This window comes from Kitasatospora aureofaciens (genome assembly GCF_019192735.1).
Lineage (GTDB): Bacteria > Actinomycetota > Actinomycetes > Streptomycetales > Streptomycetaceae > Kitasatospora > Kitasatospora aureofaciens_A.
This window is the reverse complement of record NZ_JAHTKP010000008.1, coordinates 1-22,591: the sequence shown is the minus strand read 5'-3', so window position 1 is coordinate 22,591 and position 22,591 is coordinate 1. Positions and strand designations below refer to the sequence as shown.

The following is a 22,591-nucleotide window of genomic DNA, read 5'->3' as shown; positions in this document are numbered from 1 at the left end:
TCCGGTGCGCCTGCCCGTCAAACCGCCGCGCTCCCCGATGACCTGGATCGCGCTGGCGATGCTGGCCTCGCTGCTGCTGCTCGCGGTCGCCGGCCCGCTCGTCGGGGGCGCGGCCGCCGACCGTCCGGACCTGTCGGCCGTCCTCCAAGGCCCGTCGGCCGCGCACCCGTTCGGCACCGACAACCTCGGACGGGACCTGCTCGCCCGGGTCCTCACGGCCGCCCGGCTCTCCCTGCTGCTCGCCTTCGCGGCCACGCTGCTGAGCGCGACGGCGGGCATCCTGCTCGGGGCGTCCACCGCCGTGGTGGGCGGTCGCGCCCGCCGGTGGCTGGGCGCCCTGATCAACCTCCTGCTCGCCTTCCCCGCCCTCCTGGTCGCCGTCTTCCTCGCCGTCGTCTTCGGCGCGGGCGCGACTGGCGCGCTGTTCGCCCTCGCCGTCGCCGGCATCCCCGGCTTCGCCCGGCTCTCCCAGACGCTCGCCGCCGGCGTCGCGAACACCGACTACCTGGCCGCGGCCCGCGTCCTCGGGCTGCGCCGGCACCGCCTGATCCGGCGGCACGTCCTGCCCAACATCGCCGAGCCGCTCCTGCTGAGCACCACCATGGCGGCGGGAACGGCGCTCGTCGCGCTGTCCGGGCTGAGCTTCCTCGGGCTGGGCGTGCAGCCCCCCGCGTACGACTGGGGCCAACTGCTCAACCAGGGGCTGGACCGCATCTACGCCCAGCCGGTGCCCGCCCTCGCCCCGGGCCTGGCCGTCCTCTACGCGGCCCTGACCTTCCAGCTGCTCGGCGAGGTCCTGGCCGGCGGCGTCGCCCGGCGCGGACCCGCGCTCAGGGCCCGTCGTGAAGCCCCCGCCGAGGGCAGGCCGGCCACCGGCGACCAGGTCCTGCAGATCGAGGACCTCACCGTCGAACTCCCCACGCCAGACGGGGTGATCCGGCCGGTCCGCGGCGTCTCCCTCACCCTGCGGGGCGGCGAGATCGTGGGGCTCGTCGGCGAGTCCGGCTCCGGCAAGTCGCTCACCGCCCTCGCGATCGCCGACCTGCTGCCGGAGCAGGCCCGGGTGACCCGGCGGACCCACCGCCTGCTCGGCGCCGACCTCACCACCATGACCGCGAAGGAGCGCCACCATCACCTCGCGACCGCACTGGCGATGATCTTCCAGAGCCCGGCCTCGGCGCTCAACCCGTCGCTCCGGGTGGGCACCCAGCTCACCGAGGCCGTCCGGGCGCACCGCGGCGCAAGCCGGGCGGAGGCCGCCGAGCAGGCCGCGGGTGCCCTGCGCCGGGTCGCGCTGTCACCGACGCTCCTGCGGTCCCGCCCCCACCAACTCTCCGGCGGCCAGCGCCAACGCGTGATGATCGCCTCCGGTCTGATGGTGCGGCCGGGGCTGATCATCGCCGACGAACCGACGACGGCACTCGACGTCACCGTGCAGCGGCAGATCACCGACCTGCTCTCCGGCATCCGGCAGGACTCCCCCACCGCGGTCCTGTTCATCAGCCACGACCTCGCGCTCGTCGCCGGCCTGTGCGAGCGCGTGCTGGTGATGTACGCGGGAACGGTGGTCGAGAGCCTGCCGACGGACCGGCTCGCCACCGCCACCCGGCACCCCTACGCCCGGGCGCTGGTCGAGTCCGTGCCGGCCCTGACCGCCGACCGCGACCGGCCGCTGCGGACGGTCGAGGGGAGTCCGCCCGACCCGCTCACGCCCCCTGCGGGCTGCCCGTTCCAGCCCCGCTGCGCACACCGGCGGGACCGCTGCGCCACGGACACCCCTTCGCTGACCGAGCTCGACCCCGGGCACCGGGTCGCGTGCTGGCACCCGCTGCCGCTGCCGGTGCAGGCGGCCACCTCATGACGGTTCTGCAGCTCTCCGACATCACCGTGCGCCACGACGGCCCGCACGGCCCGGTCACCGCGGTGGACGGCGTCTCGCTGGAGATCCCGGCCGGCACCACGGTCGGGCTGGTGGGCGAGTCCGGCTCGGGGAAGTCCAGCCTGGTCCGGGCGATCGTCGGACTCGCACCGGTGCACGGCGGCCGCATCCTGCTCGACGGCCGGGAGGCCGGCGGCCACACCGTCCGGGCCCGGCGCCGGCTGGGCCGCCGGGTCCAGGTCGTCTTCCAGGACCCGGACACCGCGCTGAATCCCCGGATGACGGTCCGCCGGACGCTCGAAGAGGCGGCCACCGCCTTCCACCGACTCGACCGGCGCACCCGCGCGGAGCGCGTGGCCCGGCTGCTCGACCTGGTCGGCCTGGATCCGCAGCTGGCCGGCCGGCTGCCGAGCCGGCTGTCGGGCGGGCAGCGCCAGCGGGTGGCCATCGCCCGCGCCCTGGCCGTCGGGCCCGACCTCCTGATCGCCGACGAGATCACCTCCGCGCTCGACGTCTCGGTGCAGGCGTCCGTCCTCAACACCATCCGCGAACTCCAACGTCAACTGGGCCTGTCCATACTGTTCATCGGCCACAACCTGCCCGCGGTCTGCTACGTCTCCGACGTGGTGGCGGTGATGTACCGCGGCCGGATCGTCGAATCGGCGCCGACCGATGCCCTGCTGCGCGCACCGCAGCACCCGTACACCCGGACGCTCCTCGCCGCCGTTCCCGGCCTCCCCGCCACCTCACCGCCACCGGGCAGCACTCCACTCTCGGTCGACACGGCCAACTCCGCTCCGCTGCACGCAGGTTGCCGGTTCAGCGCGCTCTGCCCGGACGGGCCAGGCCGGCACCCGGAACGCACCGTCTGCACCGAGCGGGATCCCCAGCAGGGTGCCGCCGACCGTCCGCACCGGGCGGCCTGCCACTTCCCGTCCGGCACCGTCGAGCCCGACGAGCCCGAGGACGGACTCTCATGAACGCCGGAAATCCGGACGCCATCGTGGTGGGTGCCGGCGTGATCGGCGCGGCCGTCGCCCTCGAACTCGCGCGCACCGGGCGGCAGGTGGTCGTGCTGGACAAGGCCGGCGGCGCCGGGCACGGCTCCACCAGCGCGTCCAGCGCGATCATCCGGTTCAACTACTCCACGTTCGACGGCGTCGCCACCGCGTGGGAGTCCCGCCACTACTGGGCCGCCTGGCCGGATCACCTGCGGCTCCCCGACCGCCGCCCGCTGGCGGCCTTCCACCGCACCGGGGCGGTCGTCCTCGACGCACCCGGCGCCCCGCCCTCGGCCACCGCCGCCCTCTTCGACCGCGCCGGCGTCCCGTACGAGCGGTGGGACGCCGCGACGCTGCGCCGGCGCCTCCCCGGGATCGACCCCGGGCGGTACTGGCCGCCGAAGCCGGTGGACGACGAGGCCTTCTTCGCCGGCCCCACCGGTGAGCTCGGTGCGCTGTTCACCCCCGACGCCGGGTTCGTCGACGACCCGCAGCTCGCCGCGCAGAACCTCGCGGACGCGGCGGCCGAGCTGGGCGCGCGGTTCCTGTTCCACCAGACCGTGGTGGGCGTCGACCGGCGGACGGACCGGGTGTCCGGCGTCCGGCTCGCCGACGGTACGAGGATCGCCGCGCCGATCGTGGTCAACGCCGCCGGTCCATGGTCCGGCGGCCTGAACCGACTGGCCGGTGTCGGCGGCGAGTTCACCGTCGGCGTGCGGCCACTGCGCCAGGAGGTCCACCAGGTCGCCGCCCCGCCGGGCTACAGCCTCGCCGCCGACCTCGGCCCGGTGATCGCCGACCTCGATCTCGGCATCTACCTGCGGGCGGCCCCCGGTGGACGGCTCCTCGTCGGCGGCACCGAACCGGCCTGCGACCCCCTGGAGTGGATCGACGATCCCGACGAGGCCGACCCCCGCCCCACCGTCCACCGCTTCCGGGCCCAGGTGACCCGCGCGGCCCGCCGCCTTCCCGGGCTCGGCGTCCCGAACCGGCCCACCGGCATTGCCGGCGTGTACGACGTCGCCGACGACTGGACCCCGATCTACGACCGCACCGCCCTCGGCGGCTACTACGTCGCCATGGGCACCAGCGGCAACCAGTTCAAGAACGCCCCGCTGGTGGGCCGGTTCCTCGCGACGCTGGTCGACCGGGTCGAGGCGGGGCACGACCACGACCACGAGCCGGTGCGTCACGTCTGCGAGCACACCAGCAACGTCGTCGACCTGGGGGCGTTCTCCCGTCAGCGCCGCGTCGGCAAGGGAACCGCCCGGACGGTCATGGGCTGACCCACCCGGCAGGACGCCAGCGACGCGTGCTTGTCGCCGGCCTGCAGATTCCACAGGGAGGCGTAGAGACCGTTCCGTTCGAGCAGGGCGTCGTGCGTACCCTCCTCCGCGACGACACCGCCCTTGTCCATCGCATAGATCCAGTCGGCATGCCGGATCGTCGACAGCCGGTGCGCGATGACGATCATCGTCCGGTCGGCCGCGAACTTCTGCAGCGCCCGCTGGATCGCGGCCTCGGTCTCGTTGTCCACCGCCGAGGTGGCCTCGTCGAGGACGACGATCGGCGAGTCCTTCAGGATCGCCCGGGCCAGCGCGATCCGCTGGCGCTGCCCACCCGACAGCGTGGCCCCGCGTTCCCCGATCACCGTGTCGTAGCCCTGGGGCAGAGCCGCGATGAAGGAGTCGGCGTCCGCCAGCCGGGCCGAGTCGACCACCTGCCGGCGGCTGAGGCCGAAGCTCCCGTACCCGATGTTCTCGGCGACGGTGCCGTCGAAGAGGTGCGCGTCCTGCGCCACGAAGCCCACGGCCCGGCGCAGGTCCGGCAGGCTCAGCTCGCGGATGTCCTGCCCGTCGAGCAGGATGCGCCCGGAGTCCGCCTCGTAGAAGCGCATCAGCAGCTTGGCGATGGTCGTCTTGCCCGAGCCGGTGGCCCCGACGATGCCGGTGACCTGCCGCGGCGCGATCCGCAGCGAGAGGTCCCGCAGCGCGGGCGGGCGCCCCGGGTAGGAGAACGTGACGCCGTCGAGCACGACCTCGCCCTTGACCCCGGCCGCCTCCAGCCGCCGGCCGTCCGCCACCGGTTCGACCGGCAGGCCGCGCAGGTGCTCGACCCGATCGAAGGCCGACAGGGTGCGCTGGTACTGGTCGATGGTGCCGCCGAGCCTGGTGAGCTTCCACAGCACCTGCTGCGGCAGCCCGATCAGCGGGCTGAACACCTCGAACGGGAGCGTGCCGTTGAGCACCGCCCGGCCGCCGAGCAGCAGCATCCCGGCCATCGAGGCGGTGGCACAGATCCGGACGTTCTCGGTGTACATCACCACACCGCGGTCCGTCTGCTCGTTGCTCTCCCGGCAGATCTCGCTCAACCGGTCGACCCGCTCCGCCTCGTGGTCCTCGGCGCAGAAGCTCTTGACCGTGGCGCTGGCCTCAAGGTTGTTGATCAACCGGCTCTGCAGCTGCGCCCGGTTCTCACCGGAGACGGCGTAGTCGGCCGCGGTCCGGTCGTGGTAGTAGAACGACAGCCAGGCGATGACCGGGATCGGCGCGAAGGCGATCCAGGCGATCTGCGGTGCCATCAGCAGGAACACCGGTACCAGCACCGCGAAGCTGGTGACGAGCTGGATGACCTCGTGGGCGGAGTTGCCGACGAAGTTGCCCAGCTGGTTGATGTCCTCCGCGAGCACACCGGCGATCCGGGTCGTCCGCTCGCCCTCCAGGTGGGGCAGCTCCAGCCGCTGGACGTGCGGGTACGTCTCCTTGCGCCAGTCGTGCTGGATCGCCTGGCCGAGCCGGCGCCACGACACCCCGGAGGCGTACGACAGCCCCGCGACCGCGACACAGACCAGGCCGGTCACCCCCGCCAGCGCCCAGAGCTGCGTGGACGCGCCGGCCAGGCCCAGCTTGACCAGGGCCGCACTCTCGCCCTTGATCAGCACCAGCGCGATCCAGCCGATGAAGAGGCCGAGCGCCATCTCCACGACCTGCCCGCCGATCGAGAGCAGGGACGCCAGGGCGAACTCTCGTCTGTGCGGGCCGACGATCCGGCTTAGCGGATGCTTCGGAGTCTCCCCCGACAACGGATCCGGCCGGGAACGGGCGGCCTTCCGCCAGGCCCGGCGGACGACGACCGCCGTCGCCACCGCGACCGCGCCGAAACTGACCAGCGGCCGGAGGAGGACCTTTGCTCCCCCCAGTGCGACCACCGCCGCCGCACCGCCGACGAGCACCGACCGCCGACGGTCGCCGGTGCGGTCGGTGCTCGCCGGGGGTGCGTCCGACGCCGAAGCCCGGGTGGCCGGCCGGCGCGGTGCGGTCAGTCGCCCGACCACGAGGCCGACAGCCTGCCGGAGCACCCGGGCGGCCTCCTTCGGTCCCAGTACCCGCCCGTCGTGCCGGATGAGCACCCGCCCGGTGACCGCACTCGCGTGCGCCTCGGTGATCCCCGGGGAGCGCCGCAGGACGGCCTCCAGGGCCTCCGCGGCCCTGGGCCTGCCGAGCACCACGGGAGCCTCCCAGCGCTGCCGGCCCGGAACGACCGACTGCAGCCGCAGTGCCGGGTCGACGCCATGACGCTGTGCCACTTCGCCCACGAGAGATTGCATGGGTACCGATCACCGATTTTTCGGAAGACGCGAGAGGGGGACGGGAACGCTCGGCCGAACTGGCCGAACTTGCCGGACCAGCCGAACTGGCCGGACTGGCCGGACTTCGGGGACGGGAACGCTCAGCCGGACTTGGCGCCGGCGCCGACCGTGGCAGGCACCGGAGCGGGGGTGGCGTTGCTGGGCTTCCCCGACTTGCCGTTGCCGGACTCGACCGAGTCCGCGGCGATGTCGGATCCGATCATCTCGGCCGTCACCTCGGCGGCCAGGTCCTGAATTCCTTCGGTGGCCTCGTGGGCGACCTTCTTCACCTCCACGACGAGCCCGATGGAGGTCTTCACAATTCCTCGCAGCAAGGGCTTCGCGATTCGCTTCGCCAGCGGGGCCACAATCAGACCCACCAGAAACGGGGGAACAACAGGCGGCATGGTCCTACTCCCTGAATGGACTATTCGGGACTGCTCGACGGACTGATCGACGTTCTGCCCGAGCAACCTACCGGACACGGATTCAAAGACTAGGCCGCACACCAGGGGCCTCACCAATCGGCCGCACCCGAATTCACCCATGCGAGTGCTCCAATGCCACAGGAGGGTGAATTCTCGCACGCGACTTGCCCACCTTCCGGGCACTGGGCTACGACGCGCCCACCGATCTGACAATCAGCGAATTTCCTCGCCGACTTCCTGCGTCAGACCCCATACCGAATCCACCACAAACTCAGGTACTTCGTAGGGAAAATTATGGCCGGTGCCATCCGGCGTGAAGACCACCTGAGCCGCGGTCGACGCCGCCAGGTAACGCGTCCTGGTGCGGAGGTAGAACCGCCGTATCCGCTCGGCCTCACCCGGGTCCGCGGCGAGGTCGAGCACCTCCTCGCCCCCCGTGAGATCCCGGGGCGTGATCAACAGGAGCGGCAGGTCCCCGAGATCACCGTCGTAGACCACGGTCTCCCAGCCCACCCGCGCCAGACCGGACGGCGAGAGCTCGCCGAAGATCGACGCCGCGGCGCAGTCCGGGCGCGTCCGACGGCCGCCGCCACGCTGCGCCCCGAACAGGTGCCGCACCGCCGTCAGCAGGTACTCCCGACGGGCCCCGGCGAGCGACGGGTTGGGCGGCCCGAAGGCGATGACCTCGGGCGGGGTCGGATCGAGCAGGACCAGTCCGGCCACCAGATCCGGCCGGCGCCTCGCCGCGTTCGCGACCAGCAGGCCGCCGAAGGAGTGCCCGACGAAAACGAAGGGCCCTCGTTCGCCTGCCCCCTCCAGCGCCGCCAGCAGTTCCCAGGCCTCCCGCGCGGTCGTCCTCGGGAACGGCCCGGCGTCGCTCCAGCCCGAGCCGGGCCGGTCGACCAGGACCGAGCGGGTCCGCGCCGCCATCATCGTGTGCAGGTGCCGGAACTCGTCCCCGGGAGCATGCCCTCCGGGCATCCACACAACCACGGGTCCGCCCGCGGACTCCCCCTCGGCCAGGACGTGCATCCGGTGGCCGCCCACATCGACCAGCACGCCCGGCGGCGGATTCCCGGCAGCCACCCGGGCCACCAGCACGACGTGGCGGACCGACCCCAGCAACAGCGCCAGGCCGACGACCGCCAGGACAGCCCCGAGCACGACGGCCCAGACCGCGCCGACCCCGAGCAGCCCGCCGCCCGCCCCCGCGACCAGCAGCGCCACCGGTAAGCCCAGCCAGTCGCGGCTGAGCGACGCGAGCAAGGTGCTGGCGAGCCGTCCGTCCCCGCGCATCCGTCCTCCGCGGCAGCACTCGAAACCGGCCCCGTCCCACCACCTTGCCCCATCCCCGCCACCCACCGCGACCCAGTGGACAACAACCGTCCGGAACCCGTCCCTCCCTGCCCGCGCGGGCGGTGGCACATCGGTCGGCCCCCTCGCAGACTGGAGACGTCGGTCCATCCCTGAGTCCGGACGTGGCCGTCGGCAGGACTTGGCGTTGCCGCCCAGGAAGGCCCGCCCTTCGGGGTCAGCAAGGGTCTCCGGCCTGCTCGGTGGCGGTGGGCGCCGCCGACGGATGCGGGCCGGACCGCGGGTTGAGCAGGGCCGAGTTGTCGGTGAGGCGGAGGGTGTCGACCTCCGAGTAGCGGTGTGAGTTGAGGGCCCATTCGAGGTTGCCGCGCATCCAGGCCTTCATGCCGTCGATGAAGGCGCTGATGGCGACCCGGTCGGCCTGCCGCAGGCCGTGCCAGCTGCCGCAAAGGGTGGTGAGGGATTCCTCGGCGCGGAGGAAGGCGCGGATGTCACGGGCGACCCTGCGGTACACGTGGTCGATGGCGTCCTGGATCCCACAGCAGAGCTGCCGGCTCACCGCGAGCACGCCGTTGGTGACCTCCCCGATGACGAGTTCCTTCTTCAGCGAGAGGACGTCGTTGACCCAGACGACGACATCCGCGGCTCTGTTGACCATCGTGCGGAGCTGCTCGGACTCGTAGAACAGCGAGGGGACTTCCAGGCCGGCCGCGAACTCCAGCAGGTCCAGCGAGGGGGTGATACCGCCCGAGGCACGCCGTAGCTGGGTGTAGCAGCCGAGGGAAGGGATGTGCCGGTGTTCGCGGTTGACGGCCTCGTAGTGGAAGGCGTCCAGGAACTGTCCCATGTGGGTGATGAACCGCAGCTGCCACTGCGGGCTCTGCTGGACGGCGAGAGCCCGCCACACCTCGGTGAGTTCGACCGTGAGGGGCGGCACGTCCCGGGCCGGTGACGGCTCGCCCGACCGGAGCGAGAACGCGGCGAGCGTCCGCAGGGTCGTGCGGGTGTGGCCCATGGCCTCCGCCGACTCGCAGCCGTCGTAGAGGTCGTCGATGACGAAGGCCCAGGTGAACCAGCCTGCCAGCGGCGCGAGTCGTTCCGCTCGAAGGTGCGGATAGCACCGGGCGATGAGCTCTCCGAGGTGCGTGTCGGCGAGTCTCTGCCGGGCTCGCGGGCTGTCCACCAGGCCGTAGCGGTCGGCCCAGTCCAGGATGAGCAGCTCCAGGTCGGCCTGATAGGGGGACATCCGCGGTGGCAGCCGGTACAGGATGTGGTCGGGGCCGGGCAGCAGCCGGAGGTCGTCGGGGACGGGATGGGGCATCGTCATACGGCGTCGGCTCCTTCGGGTCGGTCCGCTCCGGTGGGGTTCAGCGTCGTCCGCGGAGCCGCAGGTGCAGCGGGCCCGGATGGATGACCGTCCACGGCCGGGGTTCGAGCAGATGGCGGGGCACCGGACCGGGCAGCGGCTCCAGCCGCCACCGGGAGGTGATGACTGCGACGGCGAGGGTGAGTTCGGTGAGGGCATAGACGTCCCCGATGCACTTGCGGGAGCCCACCCCGAAGGGGATGTAGGCCTCGCGGGGCATCCCGGCCCGGCGGCCGGGCAACCAGCGGTCGATGTCGAAGAGTTCGGGCTCCGGATAGAGGTCGGGGCGGTGGTGGATGAGGTACGGGGAGAGCAGGACCGCCGTTCCCTTCTCAAGCCTCCGGCCGGCCAGTTCGACGGGTGAGGTGACGGCACGGCTGAAGAACCAGGCGGACGGGTAGTACCGCAGCGTCTCCGTCACCACGCGGCGGGCGAGGTCCAGGCGGCCGAGGGCGTCACGGTCGATGCCGGCCCCTGCGGGCAGGACGACCCGCGCCTCCTCCGCGACGGCGTCAGCCAGCGCCGGGTCCCGCGAGAGGAAGAACAACGCCCAACCGAGCGCCGAGGCGGAGGTGCCGATGCCCCCGGTGAGCATGGTGACGACCTGGTCGCGCATCTCCCGGTCGCTCATCCCCTCCTTGACCATGAGCGCCAGGAGATCGTGACCGGGGCCGGTGCCGCCGTGCCGGCGGGCGTCGATCGCGCCCTCGACCACCTGGCTCACGATGGAACACGCCTGCCGGAAACGGCGGTTGGCCGGAGTCGGCAGCCGATCGAGGAGCCGGAACGGAGAGCGCATGTGCCGGCCGATGCCCTCGTGGAAGTCCGGGTAGGACGCGGCGAGCGAGGCCACCTCGGCGGACGATCCGTCCGCGGAGAACATCGTCCTGGTGATGATCCTGGCGATCAGCCGGTACGCGTGCTGCTCGACCTCGATCACCGCGTCGTCCTTCCAGCCGGACGAGGCGGAGAGGGCCTCCTCCAGCATCACCTCCAGATAGCGGGAGAGCGCGTCCGGACGGAATGCGGGCTGAAGCTGCCGGCGCTGTCGGCGGTGCACCTCGTGAGGGGTGGATCCTAGACCGTCGCCCAGGAACCACCTCAGCTTGTCGAACAGCGGCCCGCCCTTGTCGAAATGCCGGGTGTCGGTGAGGACGTGGTGGAACAGGTCGGGCGAGCAGAGCATCATCGCGCGCTGCGGCCCGAGCCGGATCTCCACGAGATCGCCCTGCTCGGCGAGCGAGCGCAGGAACGGCAGCGGATCGCGGAACAGGGCCGGGACGTGCCCGAGCAGCGGGCGCGCGCCGGCGGCACGGGAGGTGCGGTAGCCGGTTTGCGTGGTCACGGTCATATCTCCCCATTCGCCGCAGGTGTGCTTTCCAGGAAGGCGCATCAGGCGCTGCGCTTTCCTGCGGGCAGCCAATCTGGCACCACACCAGTGGAGTTGAGAAGCTCATGGTCGCCCCGAAAACATTTACGACCAATCTCCGGCCGGTGCGGATCATCCCTCGGGGAATGGCGTCCTTGGTTTGATTCGCATCTGCGTGCGCCGGCCGAGCGGTCTCGCGCAGGCGAACGGTTCCAGATCCGGCCACTACCACCCAGTAGTGCATTTCACAAATTATTCACCGGATTCCACTTGCAAATCCGATTCACGCTGCGGGCAGCGTGAGCCGTCCTTCGGCCCGTAACAAAAGCCCGAAGCGCTGGTGGTAGCCCTCGGCCCGTCGAACAGGCTGTCACCCTATCTCCGTTGGTGGCCTGCCAGGTCGTCGAGGAGGGCGTCGGCGACCACCTCCTCGACCACGGCGGTGCGCAGTTCGGCCATCGCGTCGCTGAGTGCCGGGTCCCAAGGTGCCGGAGTGAGGCGCCCGGGATCGGGGCCGTCGGGCACCCGGGTCACGGCGGACCGGTAGTCCTCGGCGGCCATGCGCCAGGGGACGGCTCCGGTCTTGGCCAGGACGTGGGCGGCGATCCGGATGCCCTCGCCGTCGAAGTCGCCGTGGTAGTGCAGGGAGGCGTCGCAGTCGGCGAGCAGGCGCAGCAGGTGGATCACGGCGGTGTTGGGCCAGCCCGAGGTGCAGACGACCGGCGGGCAGTGCCGACCGAAACGACGGAGGGCGAGGGCGAGCACGCTGGGGTTCTCGGTGATGTGCACGGGCCCTGCGGACCGGCCGAGTCGGCCGGCCGAGCGCAGTTGGGCGAGGGTGAGGCTGACGGGGTGTCCGGCTTCGGCACTGATCCGGCAGATCCGGGCGGCCGCAGCGTCGCCGCTGAGGTGAAGACCGGCAGCGAGCACGGTGGAGGAGAGTTCGTCGTCGGCGACGCCGGCCCGGCTCCAGAGCGCGCGCCGGGCGTGGGCGCTGTCCGGCATGCCGGTGCCGTACAGCACCGCCAGGGCCCGCAGGACGACGGAGGACAGCCGGGTCCCGTCGTCGAGGGCGTGGGAGTCTCCGTCGAGGTGGCGGGCGGCGACGACCGGGAGCGGTTCGCCGTCGGCCGGGAGCTCGGCCAGTACGGTGAGTGCGGCTGCCAGCAGGCTGCGGGTCCGTTCGGGTGAGCCGTCGACCAGTCCGTTCGCCCGGAGGTGGGTGACCCACTCCACGAGGACGGGCTGTGCGGCGACGACCTCGTGGCCGGCCAGCCAGTTCCACAGCGCGTCGCGCTCGTCGGCCGCTCGTTCACGCTCGGCGGCCCGATCCCTGATCGGCCCGAGGATGGCGGTCACCACCTCCCGTACGGGCCGGCCGCAGGCCTCCAGTACGGCCGCTTCGAGTCCGGCGAGTGGGACCGTCGGCTCGGCGCCCGGGAGCCGGTCGAGTCCGAGGAGGTCGGCCAGGGCTTCCCGGCCGGCGTCGTCGAGCGGCCCGACCCGCACACGGCTCACGGGCCGGCCGGTGGACAACCGGCCGTGGACGGCGTCCCAGAGGGGCCGGAGTTCAGGGAGGTCCAGAGTGTGACGGCTCGTCATTCCAGCTCTCCCGTAGCGGAATCGTCGGGCAGCAGGTCGGTGCCCGTCCAGGTGAAGCGGGCGCTGGTGACGGCGTCGTCGCCGTCGGCGCCCGTGATCAGCTGGTGGACGGCGATGCCGGAGAGCTCTCGGTAGGTGCACCACTCGTGGTCGGAGGTGAGCACCACGTCGAGGTCGAGCGCCGTGAGGAGGGCGAAGACCTGCCCGCGGTTGACGGTGTCGACTCCGACGAAGACCTCGTCGAGGAGGATCAGGCGAGGGGATCCCGGAACCGCCTCGTAGTGGGCGGCCACGGCGGCGAAGAGCGGGAGGTGGAGGGCGATGGCCTTCTCACCGCCGGACAGCGCACCGTGGAGCTTCTTGGTGAGCAGCTGCCAGCCGGCGCCGTTGGCGCGGTCCAGCTTGACGACGAACTGGTGCCAGGCGGTGTAGTCGAGGACCTCGGCCAGCTGTTCCTCCCATGTGGCCGCGGTGTTACGGGACTTGGCCTCCTCGATGCGGCCGCGGAAGAAGGCGTGCAGCGCCTCGCGGTCGGCCTCGGTGATCCTGGCCGGGTCCTTGAGCAGGAGTTCGCGGGCCGTCCTGGTACCGGCGGGCAGGTCGGGGTGGATCTGCCAGACCAGGCGGACGGCGACCTTGGAGGCGGTGCGAACCCGTTCGAGGTGGCCGTTCATCCGCTCGACGAGCTCACCGGCCTGGCGGATGCGGGAGGCGAGGTGGCGCCGGGTGTCACCGGTGAGGGTCTGGTCGAAGAGGTTCCGTTCGGCGGCGGTGATGTCCTCGTGGCTGCGGTCGCGGTCGCTGGTGAGGGTGGAGAGGAGGCCCGTCGCACCGGTCCGGACGCCGTCGATGGTGGCGGTGAGGACGTGGATGTCCTCGTCGGCTTCGAGTTCGAGGTCCGCACGGGTGCTGAGGCTCTGGCGGGCCCGGTGGACGGCTTCGGCCAGGCGGTTGAGCGAGTCGCCGAGGTTCCTGGTGCCGTACGGCAGGTTCGGCCACTTGGCGGCGGTCTCGCGGGCGGCTTCGAGGGTGGCGCGGGTGCCGTCCTCGGCGGTGAGGGCGAGCGTGAGGCCGGCGTCCTCGGGGAAGCCGAGGACGCAGAGGCGCCGGAAGCGCTGGGCGGCCTCGTTGCGGTCCGCCACGGCCCGGTCCCGGCGGTCCGCGTCCTGGGCCATGGTCGCGCTCAGCGAGCCGATCCGGCCTTCCAGGGCGATGAGCGCCTTGGTGGCGGCTTCGATCTCGCCGCGGGTGCGGCCGAGCGCCTGGCGCAGGTCGCTGATGCGGGCGGCCACCTCGCGGTAGTCCGCGCCGACGGTGTTCTCGACGGCTGCGAGCGCCGCCCTGAGCCCCCGGGCGTCGGCCTCGGCCTGCTCGGCTTCGGCCGCGCTCTCCTCGGCGACGGCACGGGACGCCTCGGCATGGCCGCGAGCGGTGTCCCAGGCCTGTCGGGCCGCCACCCAGGCGAGGTGGGAGTCCAGCCAGACGTCGGCGTGTTCGCGCAGCCCATCGACGGCGGAGGCAGCGGTGTCCAGGGCGGCGCGCTCGGTCGGCAGGGCATGCTCTGCGGCGGTCACGGCGAGTGCGCGCAGAGCGACGGCGACCACGTCCTCCTGCTGCGCGAGCCGTTCGACGGCCTCGCGTACGGCGTCCTCGCGGGCGCCCACCTCGGACTCCGAACGCTCCCAGGCGCGCCTGGCCTGGTCCACCTCCCGGTGGTGCGGCCGGGACGCGAGGTCGGCGCCGAGGCGCAGCCGACGGTCGGCGAGGGTGCGCAGCTCCGCGTCGAGCGCGGCGACGGTGGCGTTGACCTCGGCCAACTGGGCCGTGAGTTCGGCGATCCGACGCTGTCTGGCACGCTCCCGAGCCGCGGCGCCGATGTGGCTGGACTCGTCCTTGGACCAGGTGCCGGTGGCCGTCGCGAGGCGCCAGCTGCCGTCGGCCGCGACGGCGGCCGGGTGGCCTGCGGGGAGCGTGGGGCCGTAGGCGACGCCGGCGAGCAGCCGCCGTACCCGGTCGGCCGGCACGGGGCCGTCGGATTCGGGACGCAGGACGTCGAGCAGCGAGGGGCCCGGTACGGGGTCGGCCGATGCCGGGTCGGCCAGCGTGTCGTGGCCGGGGATGGCAAGGCCGCCATCGGGAGTCAGCCAGGCGTCCAGCAGCCCCGCCGCCTCCAGGGCGGCTTCGATGCCGGCCTGGTCGGCGGGCGGCACGTCCGGCCGAAAGGCCAGCAGGCGCCAGAGCGGTGCTCCCGCCATGGCCGACCGGTCCGCTGTGCGGGTGCGTGGCGGAACGGGCGGGAGATCGCTCTCACCGGCGGTGTGTTCCAGCTCGTCGGCGATCCGGTCACGGCGGGCGCGGGCGCCGTCCCGGGTGGCGCGAGCGGTGGTCTCGTCGGCGGTGATGTCGCTCTCGGCGGCGCGGGCAGCGGTCTCGACCAGGGCGAGGACGTCGGTCTCGACGGCGGAGCAGGAGGCGAGTTCCTCGGTGTCGGCGATGCGCAGCTCGGTGCAGTCGGCCGTCGCCCACCGGCGCAACCGGTCGGCGTGGGCGTCGACGGTGGTCTCGTGGTGGCGGCTGTTCTGGTCACGCCGCGCGGTCGCGTCGGCCAGCCTGCCTCGGGCCTTGTCGAGGTGGTCCTCCGCCACGGTGCGGTCCGTGACACACCGCTCGTGGCGCTCGACGGCGGCACGGACCCGGGCGATCTGGCCGTGGCGGGACGCGATCGCGCCGCGCAGCAGGCGACGTGCGCCGTGCGACTGCTCCCCCGACTCCGCGGACGGGCCGGATGCGGTGCCGAGAATGGTCTGCACCTCTGCGCAGAGGGACTCCATGGCCGCTCGCCGCGCCGCGCCCCGGGCGTCCTCCGCGGCGGCCCGGGTGTGCTCGGCGCGCTGCTCCGATCGCAGCCGGGCCTCGTCGGCCCGGCCGGCGCCCTCGGAGGCCGCCAGGATCTTGCGGTCGGCGGCGGCGCGGAGGCGTGCGGCGGTCGCTACGGCGTGCTCGGTGCGGCGGCGGAGCTGGTCAAGTTCCCGGCCCTGCCGGTAGACCTCCGAGTCCAGGAGTCCCTGGACGGCGCCCTCGGTCTCCTGCGCGGTGTGTTCGAGCTCCGCCTTGGCCAAAGTGCGCCGCTCGCGCTCGCCGAGGGCGTCGGTGTGGTCCTCCTCGCTCGCGCGGGCGATCCGGGTGAGGTTGTCCATCTCGGTGGTGGCGGAGATGAGCGCGGCCGCCCCGCTCCGCAGGACGCGCTGGGCGTAGCCGCGTTGCTGGGTCGCGACGGCGGTGGCCGCGGCGACCTCCTCGTCCAGAGTCCTCAGGTATTCACGCTGGCGGTCGAGACGTTCGAAACCCTCGGCGAGTTCGGTGATCTCGCCCTGACCGAGCGGGGGCAGGGCACGGGACAGGAGGGAGGACAGCAGCGACGGGTCCAGGCGCTCGGAGAGCTTCGGGGTGCGGAGCTGGAGCAGGGCGGTGATCAGGGCGTCGTAGCGCTGCTCGCTCAGGCCGGGGAACAGGGTGGTCCGGACGGCATTGCGGTAGTCGGCCGCCGATGCGTGGAGCTCGCCCCGGCCCTGCAGGGCCTCCGCCAGGGCGGCGCGGGTGAGCGGCTGACCCGCGTCGTTGACCAGGGCGAGGCCGCCGGGACGGTCGATCCGCGCGGTGGTGGTGAAGAAGTCGGCCGTGACACCGCTGGTGTGCACGCTCGCCTGGAGCCTGGCGCCGCAGGTGAACCAGGCGGGACGGCCGTCGGTGTGCCGGCTGTCGGTGTGACGGCCGTCGGTGAGGACGAACTCCAGCCAGACGTAGCCGACCCGGGTCTTGCCGGACGCTCCCTCACCCATCAGGTTCCAGTGCATGGTGCGCTCGGAACCGCCGAAGGTGGACAGCCGGTTGGGGCGCAGACTGGCATCGAACAGGAACGGCAGCAGCACCTCCAGCGCCTTGGACTTGCCGGTGCCGTTCTGCCCCCTCAGCAGCAGGCGGCCCTCGTGGAAGGTGAAGGTCTCGTCGTAATAGCGCCAGACGTTGAGGATTCCGGCCCTGGCGGGCTGCCACCGCGCCGGACCGGCCTCCACGGTTCGGGGTGCCGAGGGCAGCGGGAGTTCCGTCAAGGTCATCGGTTGGGTTCCTCCCTGGTCACGGTGCGGGGCTGTCGGCAGTGGCGGCCCGGTAACGGAAGGCCGCGGGCCGGGGGACCGTACGGTCGCCAACTCGGCGGGCCAGGCCGAAGTCGGTCAGGACGCGGACGGCGTCGGTAGTCAGACGCTGGGCTCCGTCCTCCGACTGGTAGCTCTTCGCCCACTGCGGGAAGCGGCGCAGCAGGTCGTACGCCTCGGCGGTGAGCTGTTCCGGCATCAGCCCGCCCGGTGCGGCCGTCAACGGTTCCAGCAGGAGCAGGGCGGCGACGCGGGCGGTGGCGGAGTCGTCGGGGAAGCGGCTGTCGGTGGCAATCCCGTCCGGGTCCACGAGCAGCAGGCCGTCGGCTCGCTCCTCCAGTACGAAGCCGCTCTGCTCGGCCGCGCGCCGGACGATCTGACGGCCCGTCGGTGACGTGAGATAGGCCAGCTCGTCGGCGGAGAGCTCGTCGTGGTGGAGCACCGGGTCGTCGAAGAGCCGACGCAGGACCGAGTGCCGGAGCCGAAGGTTTCGCTGGGCTTCCGACGCATCGGCACCCCCGTACCGCTGCTCGCGCACCGTCTCCCGCAGGAGTCCCTCGAAGCGCAGAGGTACCTCGTCGGCCGGGACGGCCAGCCGGGACGGGCCGACGGGTGCGGCGAGCAGGCGCGTCAGCACGGTGGCGTCCACCCGGTAGAGCACCTTGGCGTCCGCCGAGTCGGCGAAACTCTCCGTGGCACCGTCCACGGTGAGCAGCGCGCCGTAGGACTCCAGCAGCTTCAGGACGTCCACGAAGGCCATGCGTTCGGCCTTGCTCGCGGTGTCGAAGGGCGGCAGCGCCTCGTCGGCAGCGCAGGCCTGGACGACGCGGTCGGCGAGCAGGCCGACGGTCGTGACCGGGACCGGCAGCAGCTCGGCGGCGGCGACGCACAGCAGGGTGTAGCGCCGCCGGTCGAACGGCGCTTTGCCCGAGCGCAGTCGGCGGGCCGGACGGGAGGCGTCGGGGACGGTCCGGATCTTGAGCAGCCGGGCGTACCCCAACCGCGGCTCGACCACCAGGTGCCAGCCGCAGTGGTAGTCGAACCACTTCGTCAGCGGGTCCTGCCTGCGGCGGATCACTTCGAAGGCGGGTGAGTCGCCGCGCTCGGTGATCAGCGGCCGGCCGAGGAGCAGTCTGATGCCTCGGGCGACGTCCTCCCGCTCGGCCAGGACCAGTTGGTTGGCGAGGGTGCTCATGCTCCCGCCCCTTCCCGAGCCATGGCGGCTGGGAGGTGCTCCCGCGGCTCGACAGGGGCATTCACCCCCACGCGACTCTCGATTGTTCGCTCTCCCCCAGCCTCCGGCCGGGGGAGCCCCCGTCGCTCGCTCATCCGGCCGCCTCCCGAAGGACCACCCGTCCGGCCGCCCGGACTGCGGATCTCCACCAGGTAGTCCGGCCCCTCCAGCCGTCCGCGGGACGTCCGCAGGACGGCTCGTCCACCGTCGCCCGACCGGAGGACGATCTCGACGCGGCCGTCCGAGGTGACCGCCCGGCGCACGCCGCTGCCGTCCGGCCGTACGGCCAGCGCCCTGCCGAGGAGGTCGAGCAGTCGCTCGAAGACCGCGTGCTCCAGACTGCCGAACGCGGAGAGCCGCACGGGGCCGTCCGTCCCCAGGATGTCCCAGGCCGCTTCCAGTTCGGCACGCTCCTTCCGGGCCCGCTCGGCCCGGGCCGCCTTGATCCCGCCGATGTCGCGCACCTTGCCGGTCCGCGTGAACCGCTCGGTGCGGCCGCTGGTGCGCAGCAGGGCGGACACCTCGACCGGTGGGGCCTCGGCCCAGGTGGACGACGGCGGCACCACCTCGGGGTCGGGGTGGGCGAGGTGCGCGTGGCGAGCCGGTCCGAGGCCGGAGGCGGCCGACCAGAGGCGGTGCAGGTCCTCCTCCGTGGGCGCGGCGGCGAACCAGCGGGCCAGCTCGCGGAAGTCCTGCGCGGCGCTGGAGGAGCGCCGACGCGACTCGGTGATCCGGTCGAGGACCTGCAGAAGCGTCACGATCGCACGTCGGGCCACGTCGTGCAGCTGTTCCACACGGGGCCGTGAGCCGTCCGTCGGCAGGAACCACGCCCGCAGGCCCTCCCAGCGCGCCTGCCGACGCTCCAGCCACGCCGGGGCGGGGTCGCCACCGGCGAGCGGCGGCAACTCGGCACCGCGCAAGGCCCGTTCGTGCAGCAGGCGCACGCCGCGCTGCTCGACCCGTCGCGCGGCCGAGGCCACCGCCTGACCGCGCTGGTCGAGGTTGAGGAGGAACTCCTGGAGGTACGCCACCGTCGCGGCCTTGACCTCGCGGAAGGTCGCCAGGTCCGCACCCTCGGCGCGCAGCAGGCGTTGCAGCTCGCCGTTGAACGCCCGGGTGTTGGCCAGCAGCGCCTCCAGGTGGCCCTCCAGTTCGTGCAGGGTGGTGAAGACCCGGCGGTCCGACGACGCCGGGTCGCCGAGCAGCACGTACAGCTCGTCGAGCCGGTCGGTGACGGCCTCCAGTACGGCGGTCTGGAGCGCGCCCGTGGCAGCGAGCACGGACATGGCGTGCTCGACCCCGGCGAGTGCGGCCTCGCCGCGCCGCGTCAGGGAGTAGTGGAGGTTCCGGCGCTCGTACTCCTCGGCCGTGCGGTAGTTCTCCGCGTGGTTCTGGACGACGTCAAGCAGCTGCCACTCCCTGAGCTTCCGCAGCGCCTCCTGCAGATCGTCGTCGTGGGTCGAGTCGAGCCAGCCCACCGTCCGCAGGCGCGCACGGACCTCGTCCAGCCCCAGCGCTGTCTCCAGCCGTTCGTTGGCCGCCCCGAACGCCTGCAGGATCGCACTGTAGAGCTCGGCCCGGTCGCCGGTCGTGAACCGGAACATCTCCGGCGGCACCCTGCGCAACGGCTCCCCTCCTCTCCCCCGGTCCCCCCTGTTCCAAGGACGGCACCACACTACGCGGACGCACTGACAGGGCGGAGCGAGATCCCGAGGTCAGGCACCGGGCAGGGGCGCACGGGGCGCGGAGATACGCCCAGCGCCGGTCAAGTGCGCCGACCGAGGCGCGCGTACGCGGCGGCGCGGATCTGCGAGGGGCCGCAGGCCCAGACCATGATCCGGCCGCCCACCAGCATCCCGGCCGGGTGCCCGTGCACCCGCCACACCACGCTGGCCGGGCCGAAGAGGCCGGGGTCCCCGGCCGGGCGGTCGTAGCGCTCCAGGTGCAGGTCCTGCCCGTGCACGGTGGCGTTGATCTCGGCCAGCAGCCTGGCGCGCAGCGCGGCGAGCGGCGCACGCCACCCGGTTGCCCCGGTTCCTGATCCCATCCTGCCCGCCCCCTCCTCGCCCCGGGCCACCACAGTACCGACGGGGCCCCGGCATGGTGCAGGAAGGGCGCAGTTCCTCAGCCGCGGCACCCCACGCTCCCGGGTACCTCCGATTGCTGCGCCGACGCCGACTCACGGAGAGGTGACGGCCTGCTCCAGCAGGCCGTGAAGGACGCGCTGCTCCTGCGGGGTGACGCCGTGCACTCGCCGATCCAGATCGACCACCCCGACTGGTCCTCGTCCTTCGACCACGACCCCGCCCGGACCGCCGACCACCGCCGCCGTCTCGTCGCCGAGTTGGCAGAGCCCGGCACGATCGGCTTCGGTGTCCACTTCGCCGACGTGGCGTTCAAACACGTCCAGCAGGATGGAGACGGCCCGCCGTGGCGGCCCCTGGACGCCTGACCCGCCGGGACCGGGCCCCATCCGCGGATCGGACGGCGGCGTCCTGCCGATCGCTCGGCGGCTCTTCAAGCAGCCCGCCGTCCGCACCGGGGCCCTGCTGGTGGTCGTCTCCGGCTCCCCTGGCCTGGGCTTGATGAGTTCCGCCCCCATCTAAAACCCCAACTACCGCCTGCGCTTGGCCCGGTGGGCGGCGATCAGGTCGCGGTACCAGGCATACGAGGCCTTCGGAGTCCGCTTCTGCGTCTCGAAGTCGACGTGGACGAGCCCGAATCTCTGGCTGAACCCCTCGGCCCATCGAACAAGCTGGCATTATAGGGAAACCACAACCGTCAGCCACGAGCCTCCCCAACTTACCTACCAGTGACGGGAGTTATCGACCCCTACTTCGCATGCCGCGCCTTGTGGGCAGCGATCAGGTCGCGATACCAGGCGTACGAAGCCCTCGGAGTGCGGCGCTGGGTCGCGAAGTCGACATGGATGAGACCAAAACGCTGATTGAACCCCTGCGCCCATTCGAAGTTGTCGAGGAGGGACCAGGTGTAGTAGCCACGAACGTCGACGCCCTCGGCGACGGCCTGGGCGAGGGCGTCGAGGTGGGAAGCCATGAAGTCGATGCGGGGTTGGTCGGGGGTGGTGGGTTCGGTGACGGAGCAGCCGTTCTCGGTGATGGTGACGGGCGGGAGGGCGGGGCCGTACACGTCCCGGAGGTGCAGAAGGAGCCGGGTCAGAGCCTCGGGGACGACGGGCCAGCCGAAGGCGGTGTGGGGGGCGTCGGGGATGTCGACGAGGTCGAAGGGGAGGAGGCCCGGGGTGGTGGGGGCGGCGACGCGGGTGGGGTTGTAGTAGTTGACGCCGAGGCCGTCGAGGCCGGGGGCGTGGATGAGGTCGAGGTCGCCGGGGCGGACGGCGCCGTAGATGTCCTCGGGGACGCCGAGGGCGGAGAGGTCGGGGTAGCGGCCGAGGAGGACGGGGTCGGTGAACAGCCGGTTGTGGAGGGTGTCGTAGGCCGCGGCGGCCTCCGCGTCGGCGGGTGAGGGGGTGGCGGGCTCGACGGGGGTGAGGTTGTTGGAGAGCATCACCTCCAGGCCCCGGTCGTGCAGGACGGTGGCGGCCAGGCCGTGGCCCAGGAGCTGGTGGTGGGCGGCCGGGAGGGCCTCGAACATCATCGTGCGGCCGGGAGCGTGGGTGCCCAGCGCGTACCCGAACACCGTGTGCACGAAGGGCTCGTTGAGGGTGATCCAGGCGGGGACGCGGTCTCCGAGCCGGTCGGCGACGACGGCCGCGTAGTCGGCGAACCGGTACGCGGTGTCGCGGTTCAGCCATCCGCCGGCGTCCTCGAGCCCCTGGGGCAGGTCCCAGTGGAACAGGGTGGGCAGCGGCGCGATGCCGGCCTCCAGCAGGGCGTCCACCAGCCGGTCGTAGAAGGCCGTCCCGGCCGGGTTGACGGCGCCCGCCCCCGCGGGCACCACCCTCGGCCACGCCACCGAGAACCGGTAGCCGTCCAGCCCGAGGCCCTTCATCAGCTCGATGTCCTCGCCGTACCGGTGGTAGTGGTCGCAGGCCACCGTCCCCGAGTGCCCGTCCCGCACCGCGCCCGGCCGCTCGCAGAAGGTGTCCCACACGGACGGCCCGCGCCCGTCCTCCTCCACCGCCCCCTCGATCTGGTACGCGGCGGTGGCAGCGCCCCACCGGAACCCGACCGGCAAGTCGAAACGATCCGGCACGGCAGCCTCCCAGCAAGAATATGAGGATGCCTCATGTTACTTGCGCGACACCAAAACACCAGAGGCGACCGGCCCCGGCGCGGTGCGACGGCTCAAACCCCTTGGGCCGTCGCCGAGTTGGCCCGTCCCTCGAAGGCCGTCGCCAGGCTCCGGCAGCGGATCTCGTGGTGGCCGCCCGGGGTGGGGCGGGGCGGGGCGGCGTCCTCCTGGGCCCCGGCCAGGGCCGCCTCGCGCACCGCGGAGGCGACGGTCTTGGCGACGTCCTTGTGGAAGACGCTGGGGATGATGTAGTTCGCGTTGAGCTCGTCGTCGGCGACGGTGGTGGCCAGCGCCCGGGCGGCGGCGATCATCATCTCGGTGTTGACCGTGCGGCTCTGGGCGTCCAGCAGGCCACGGAAGACGCCCGGGAAGACCAGCACGTTGTTGATCTGGTTCGGGAA

At 72.5% G+C, this 22,591-nt stretch carries 16 protein-coding genes and 1 pseudogene; 4 read left to right on the top strand and 13 right to left on the bottom strand.

Annotated features, from left to right (window positions below; genetic code table 11):
* The first annotated feature begins 4 nt into the window (after nucleotides 1-4).
* The 3 genes from KV557_RS11100 to KV557_RS11090 are packed head-to-tail and all read left to right on the top strand — an operon-like array spanning nucleotide 5 to nucleotide 4,166.
* A complete protein-coding gene (locus tag KV557_RS11100; RefSeq protein WP_308129846.1) occupies nucleotides 5-1,861 on the top strand; it encodes a dipeptide/oligopeptide/nickel ABC transporter permease/ATP-binding protein in 1,857 nt (618 codons plus the stop codon).
* Nucleotides 1,858-2,859: an ABC transporter ATP-binding protein gene (locus tag KV557_RS11095; protein ID WP_218199665.1), complete on the top strand. Its 1,002-nt coding sequence runs from the start codon at nucleotides 1,858-1,860 to the stop codon at nucleotides 2,857-2,859. Before KV557_RS11100 ends, KV557_RS11095 begins: the two co-directional genes overlap by 4 nt.
* Nucleotides 2,856-4,166, top strand: a complete 1,311-nt coding sequence (locus KV557_RS11090) for an NAD(P)/FAD-dependent oxidoreductase (RefSeq protein ID WP_218199664.1) — start codon at nucleotides 2,856-2,858, stop codon at nucleotides 4,164-4,166. The genes KV557_RS11095 and KV557_RS11090 overlap by 4 nt, the downstream gene beginning before the upstream one ends.
* Here KV557_RS11090 and KV557_RS11085 read toward each other — a convergent pair.
* The 10 genes from KV557_RS11085 to KV557_RS11040 all read right to left on the bottom strand — a co-directional run bounded on the left by KV557_RS11085 (nucleotide 4,121) and on the right by KV557_RS11040 (nucleotide 20,022).
* Nucleotides 4,121-6,466 carry an ABC transporter ATP-binding protein/permease gene (locus KV557_RS11085; protein WP_308129845.1) on the bottom strand — a complete coding sequence of 782 codons (2,346 nt, stop codon included), beginning with the start codon at nucleotides 6,464-6,466 and terminating at the stop codon, nucleotides 4,121-4,123. The two genes, KV557_RS11090 and KV557_RS11085, sit on opposite strands and share 46 nt — an antisense overlap.
* Nucleotides 6,467-6,609: 143 nt before the next feature.
* On the bottom strand, nucleotides 6,610-6,828 hold the full coding sequence (locus KV557_RS11080) for a DUF5132 domain-containing protein (RefSeq protein WP_374106614.1): 219 nt from the start codon (nucleotides 6,826-6,828) through the stop codon (nucleotides 6,610-6,612).
* 321 nt (nucleotides 6,829-7,149) lie between these two features.
* Nucleotides 7,150-8,232, bottom strand: coding sequence for an alpha/beta fold hydrolase (locus KV557_RS11075; protein ID WP_218199661.1), 1,083 nt, complete (start codon nucleotides 8,230-8,232; stop codon nucleotides 7,150-7,152).
* A 235-nt stretch (nucleotides 8,233-8,467) separates the two neighbouring features.
* Nucleotides 8,468-9,577, bottom strand: coding sequence for a terpene synthase family protein (locus KV557_RS11070; RefSeq protein WP_218199660.1), 1,110 nt, complete (start codon nucleotides 9,575-9,577; stop codon nucleotides 8,468-8,470).
* Between the two features lie 40 nt (nucleotides 9,578-9,617).
* Complete coding sequence (locus tag KV557_RS11065) at nucleotides 9,618-10,961, bottom strand: cytochrome P450 (RefSeq protein ID WP_218199659.1); 1,344 nt, start codon at nucleotides 10,959-10,961, stop codon at nucleotides 9,618-9,620.
* A 399-nt stretch (nucleotides 10,962-11,360) separates the two neighbouring features.
* Nucleotides 11,361-12,587, bottom strand: coding sequence for a TIGR02679 family protein (locus tag KV557_RS11060; protein WP_218199658.1), 1,227 nt, complete (start codon nucleotides 12,585-12,587; stop codon nucleotides 11,361-11,363).
* The gene (locus tag KV557_RS11055; protein WP_218199657.1) at nucleotides 12,584-16,702 is read right to left on the bottom strand and encodes a TIGR02680 family protein; all 4,119 of its coding nucleotides are present in this window, start codon (nucleotides 16,700-16,702) and stop codon (nucleotides 12,584-12,586) included. Before KV557_RS11055 ends, KV557_RS11060 begins: the two co-directional genes overlap by 4 nt.
* Before the next feature lie 19 nt (nucleotides 16,703-16,721).
* Nucleotides 16,722-17,936, bottom strand: a complete 1,215-nt coding sequence (locus KV557_RS11050; protein WP_218199656.1) for a TIGR02678 family protein — start codon at nucleotides 17,934-17,936, stop codon at nucleotides 16,722-16,724.
* Complete coding sequence (locus KV557_RS11045; protein ID WP_218199655.1) at nucleotides 17,933-19,579, bottom strand: TIGR02677 family protein; 1,647 nt, start codon at nucleotides 19,577-19,579, stop codon at nucleotides 17,933-17,935. Before KV557_RS11045 ends, KV557_RS11050 begins: the two co-directional genes overlap by 4 nt.
* Nucleotides 19,580-19,740: 161 nt before the next feature.
* On the bottom strand, nucleotides 19,741-20,022 hold the full coding sequence (locus KV557_RS11040) for a hypothetical protein (protein ID WP_218199654.1): 282 nt from the start codon (nucleotides 20,020-20,022) through the stop codon (nucleotides 19,741-19,743).
* Nucleotides 20,023-20,187: 165 nt separating this feature from the next.
* Between KV557_RS11040 and KV557_RS11035 the strand changes: the two genes are divergently transcribed.
* Complete coding sequence (locus tag KV557_RS11035; protein ID WP_218199653.1) at nucleotides 20,188-20,427, top strand: hypothetical protein; 240 nt, start codon at nucleotides 20,188-20,190, stop codon at nucleotides 20,425-20,427.
* A gap of 162 nt (nucleotides 20,428-20,589) precedes the next feature.
* Here KV557_RS11035 and KV557_RS11030 read toward each other — a convergent pair.
* The 3 genes and pseudogenes from KV557_RS11030 to KV557_RS11020 all read right to left on the bottom strand — a co-directional run.
* Nucleotides 20,590-20,721 (bottom strand): annotated as a pseudogene (locus KV557_RS11030) (family 1 glycosylhydrolase); the annotation flags it as partial.
* Nucleotides 20,722-20,807: 86 nt separating this feature from the next.
* A complete protein-coding gene (locus tag KV557_RS11025; protein WP_218199652.1) occupies nucleotides 20,808-22,151 on the bottom strand; it encodes a GH1 family beta-glucosidase in 1,344 nt (447 codons plus the stop codon).
* 92 nt (nucleotides 22,152-22,243) lie between these two features.
* On the bottom strand, nucleotides 22,244-22,591 hold a 348-nt coding region (locus KV557_RS11020), incomplete at its 5' end, for a malic enzyme-like NAD(P)-binding protein (protein WP_305148980.1).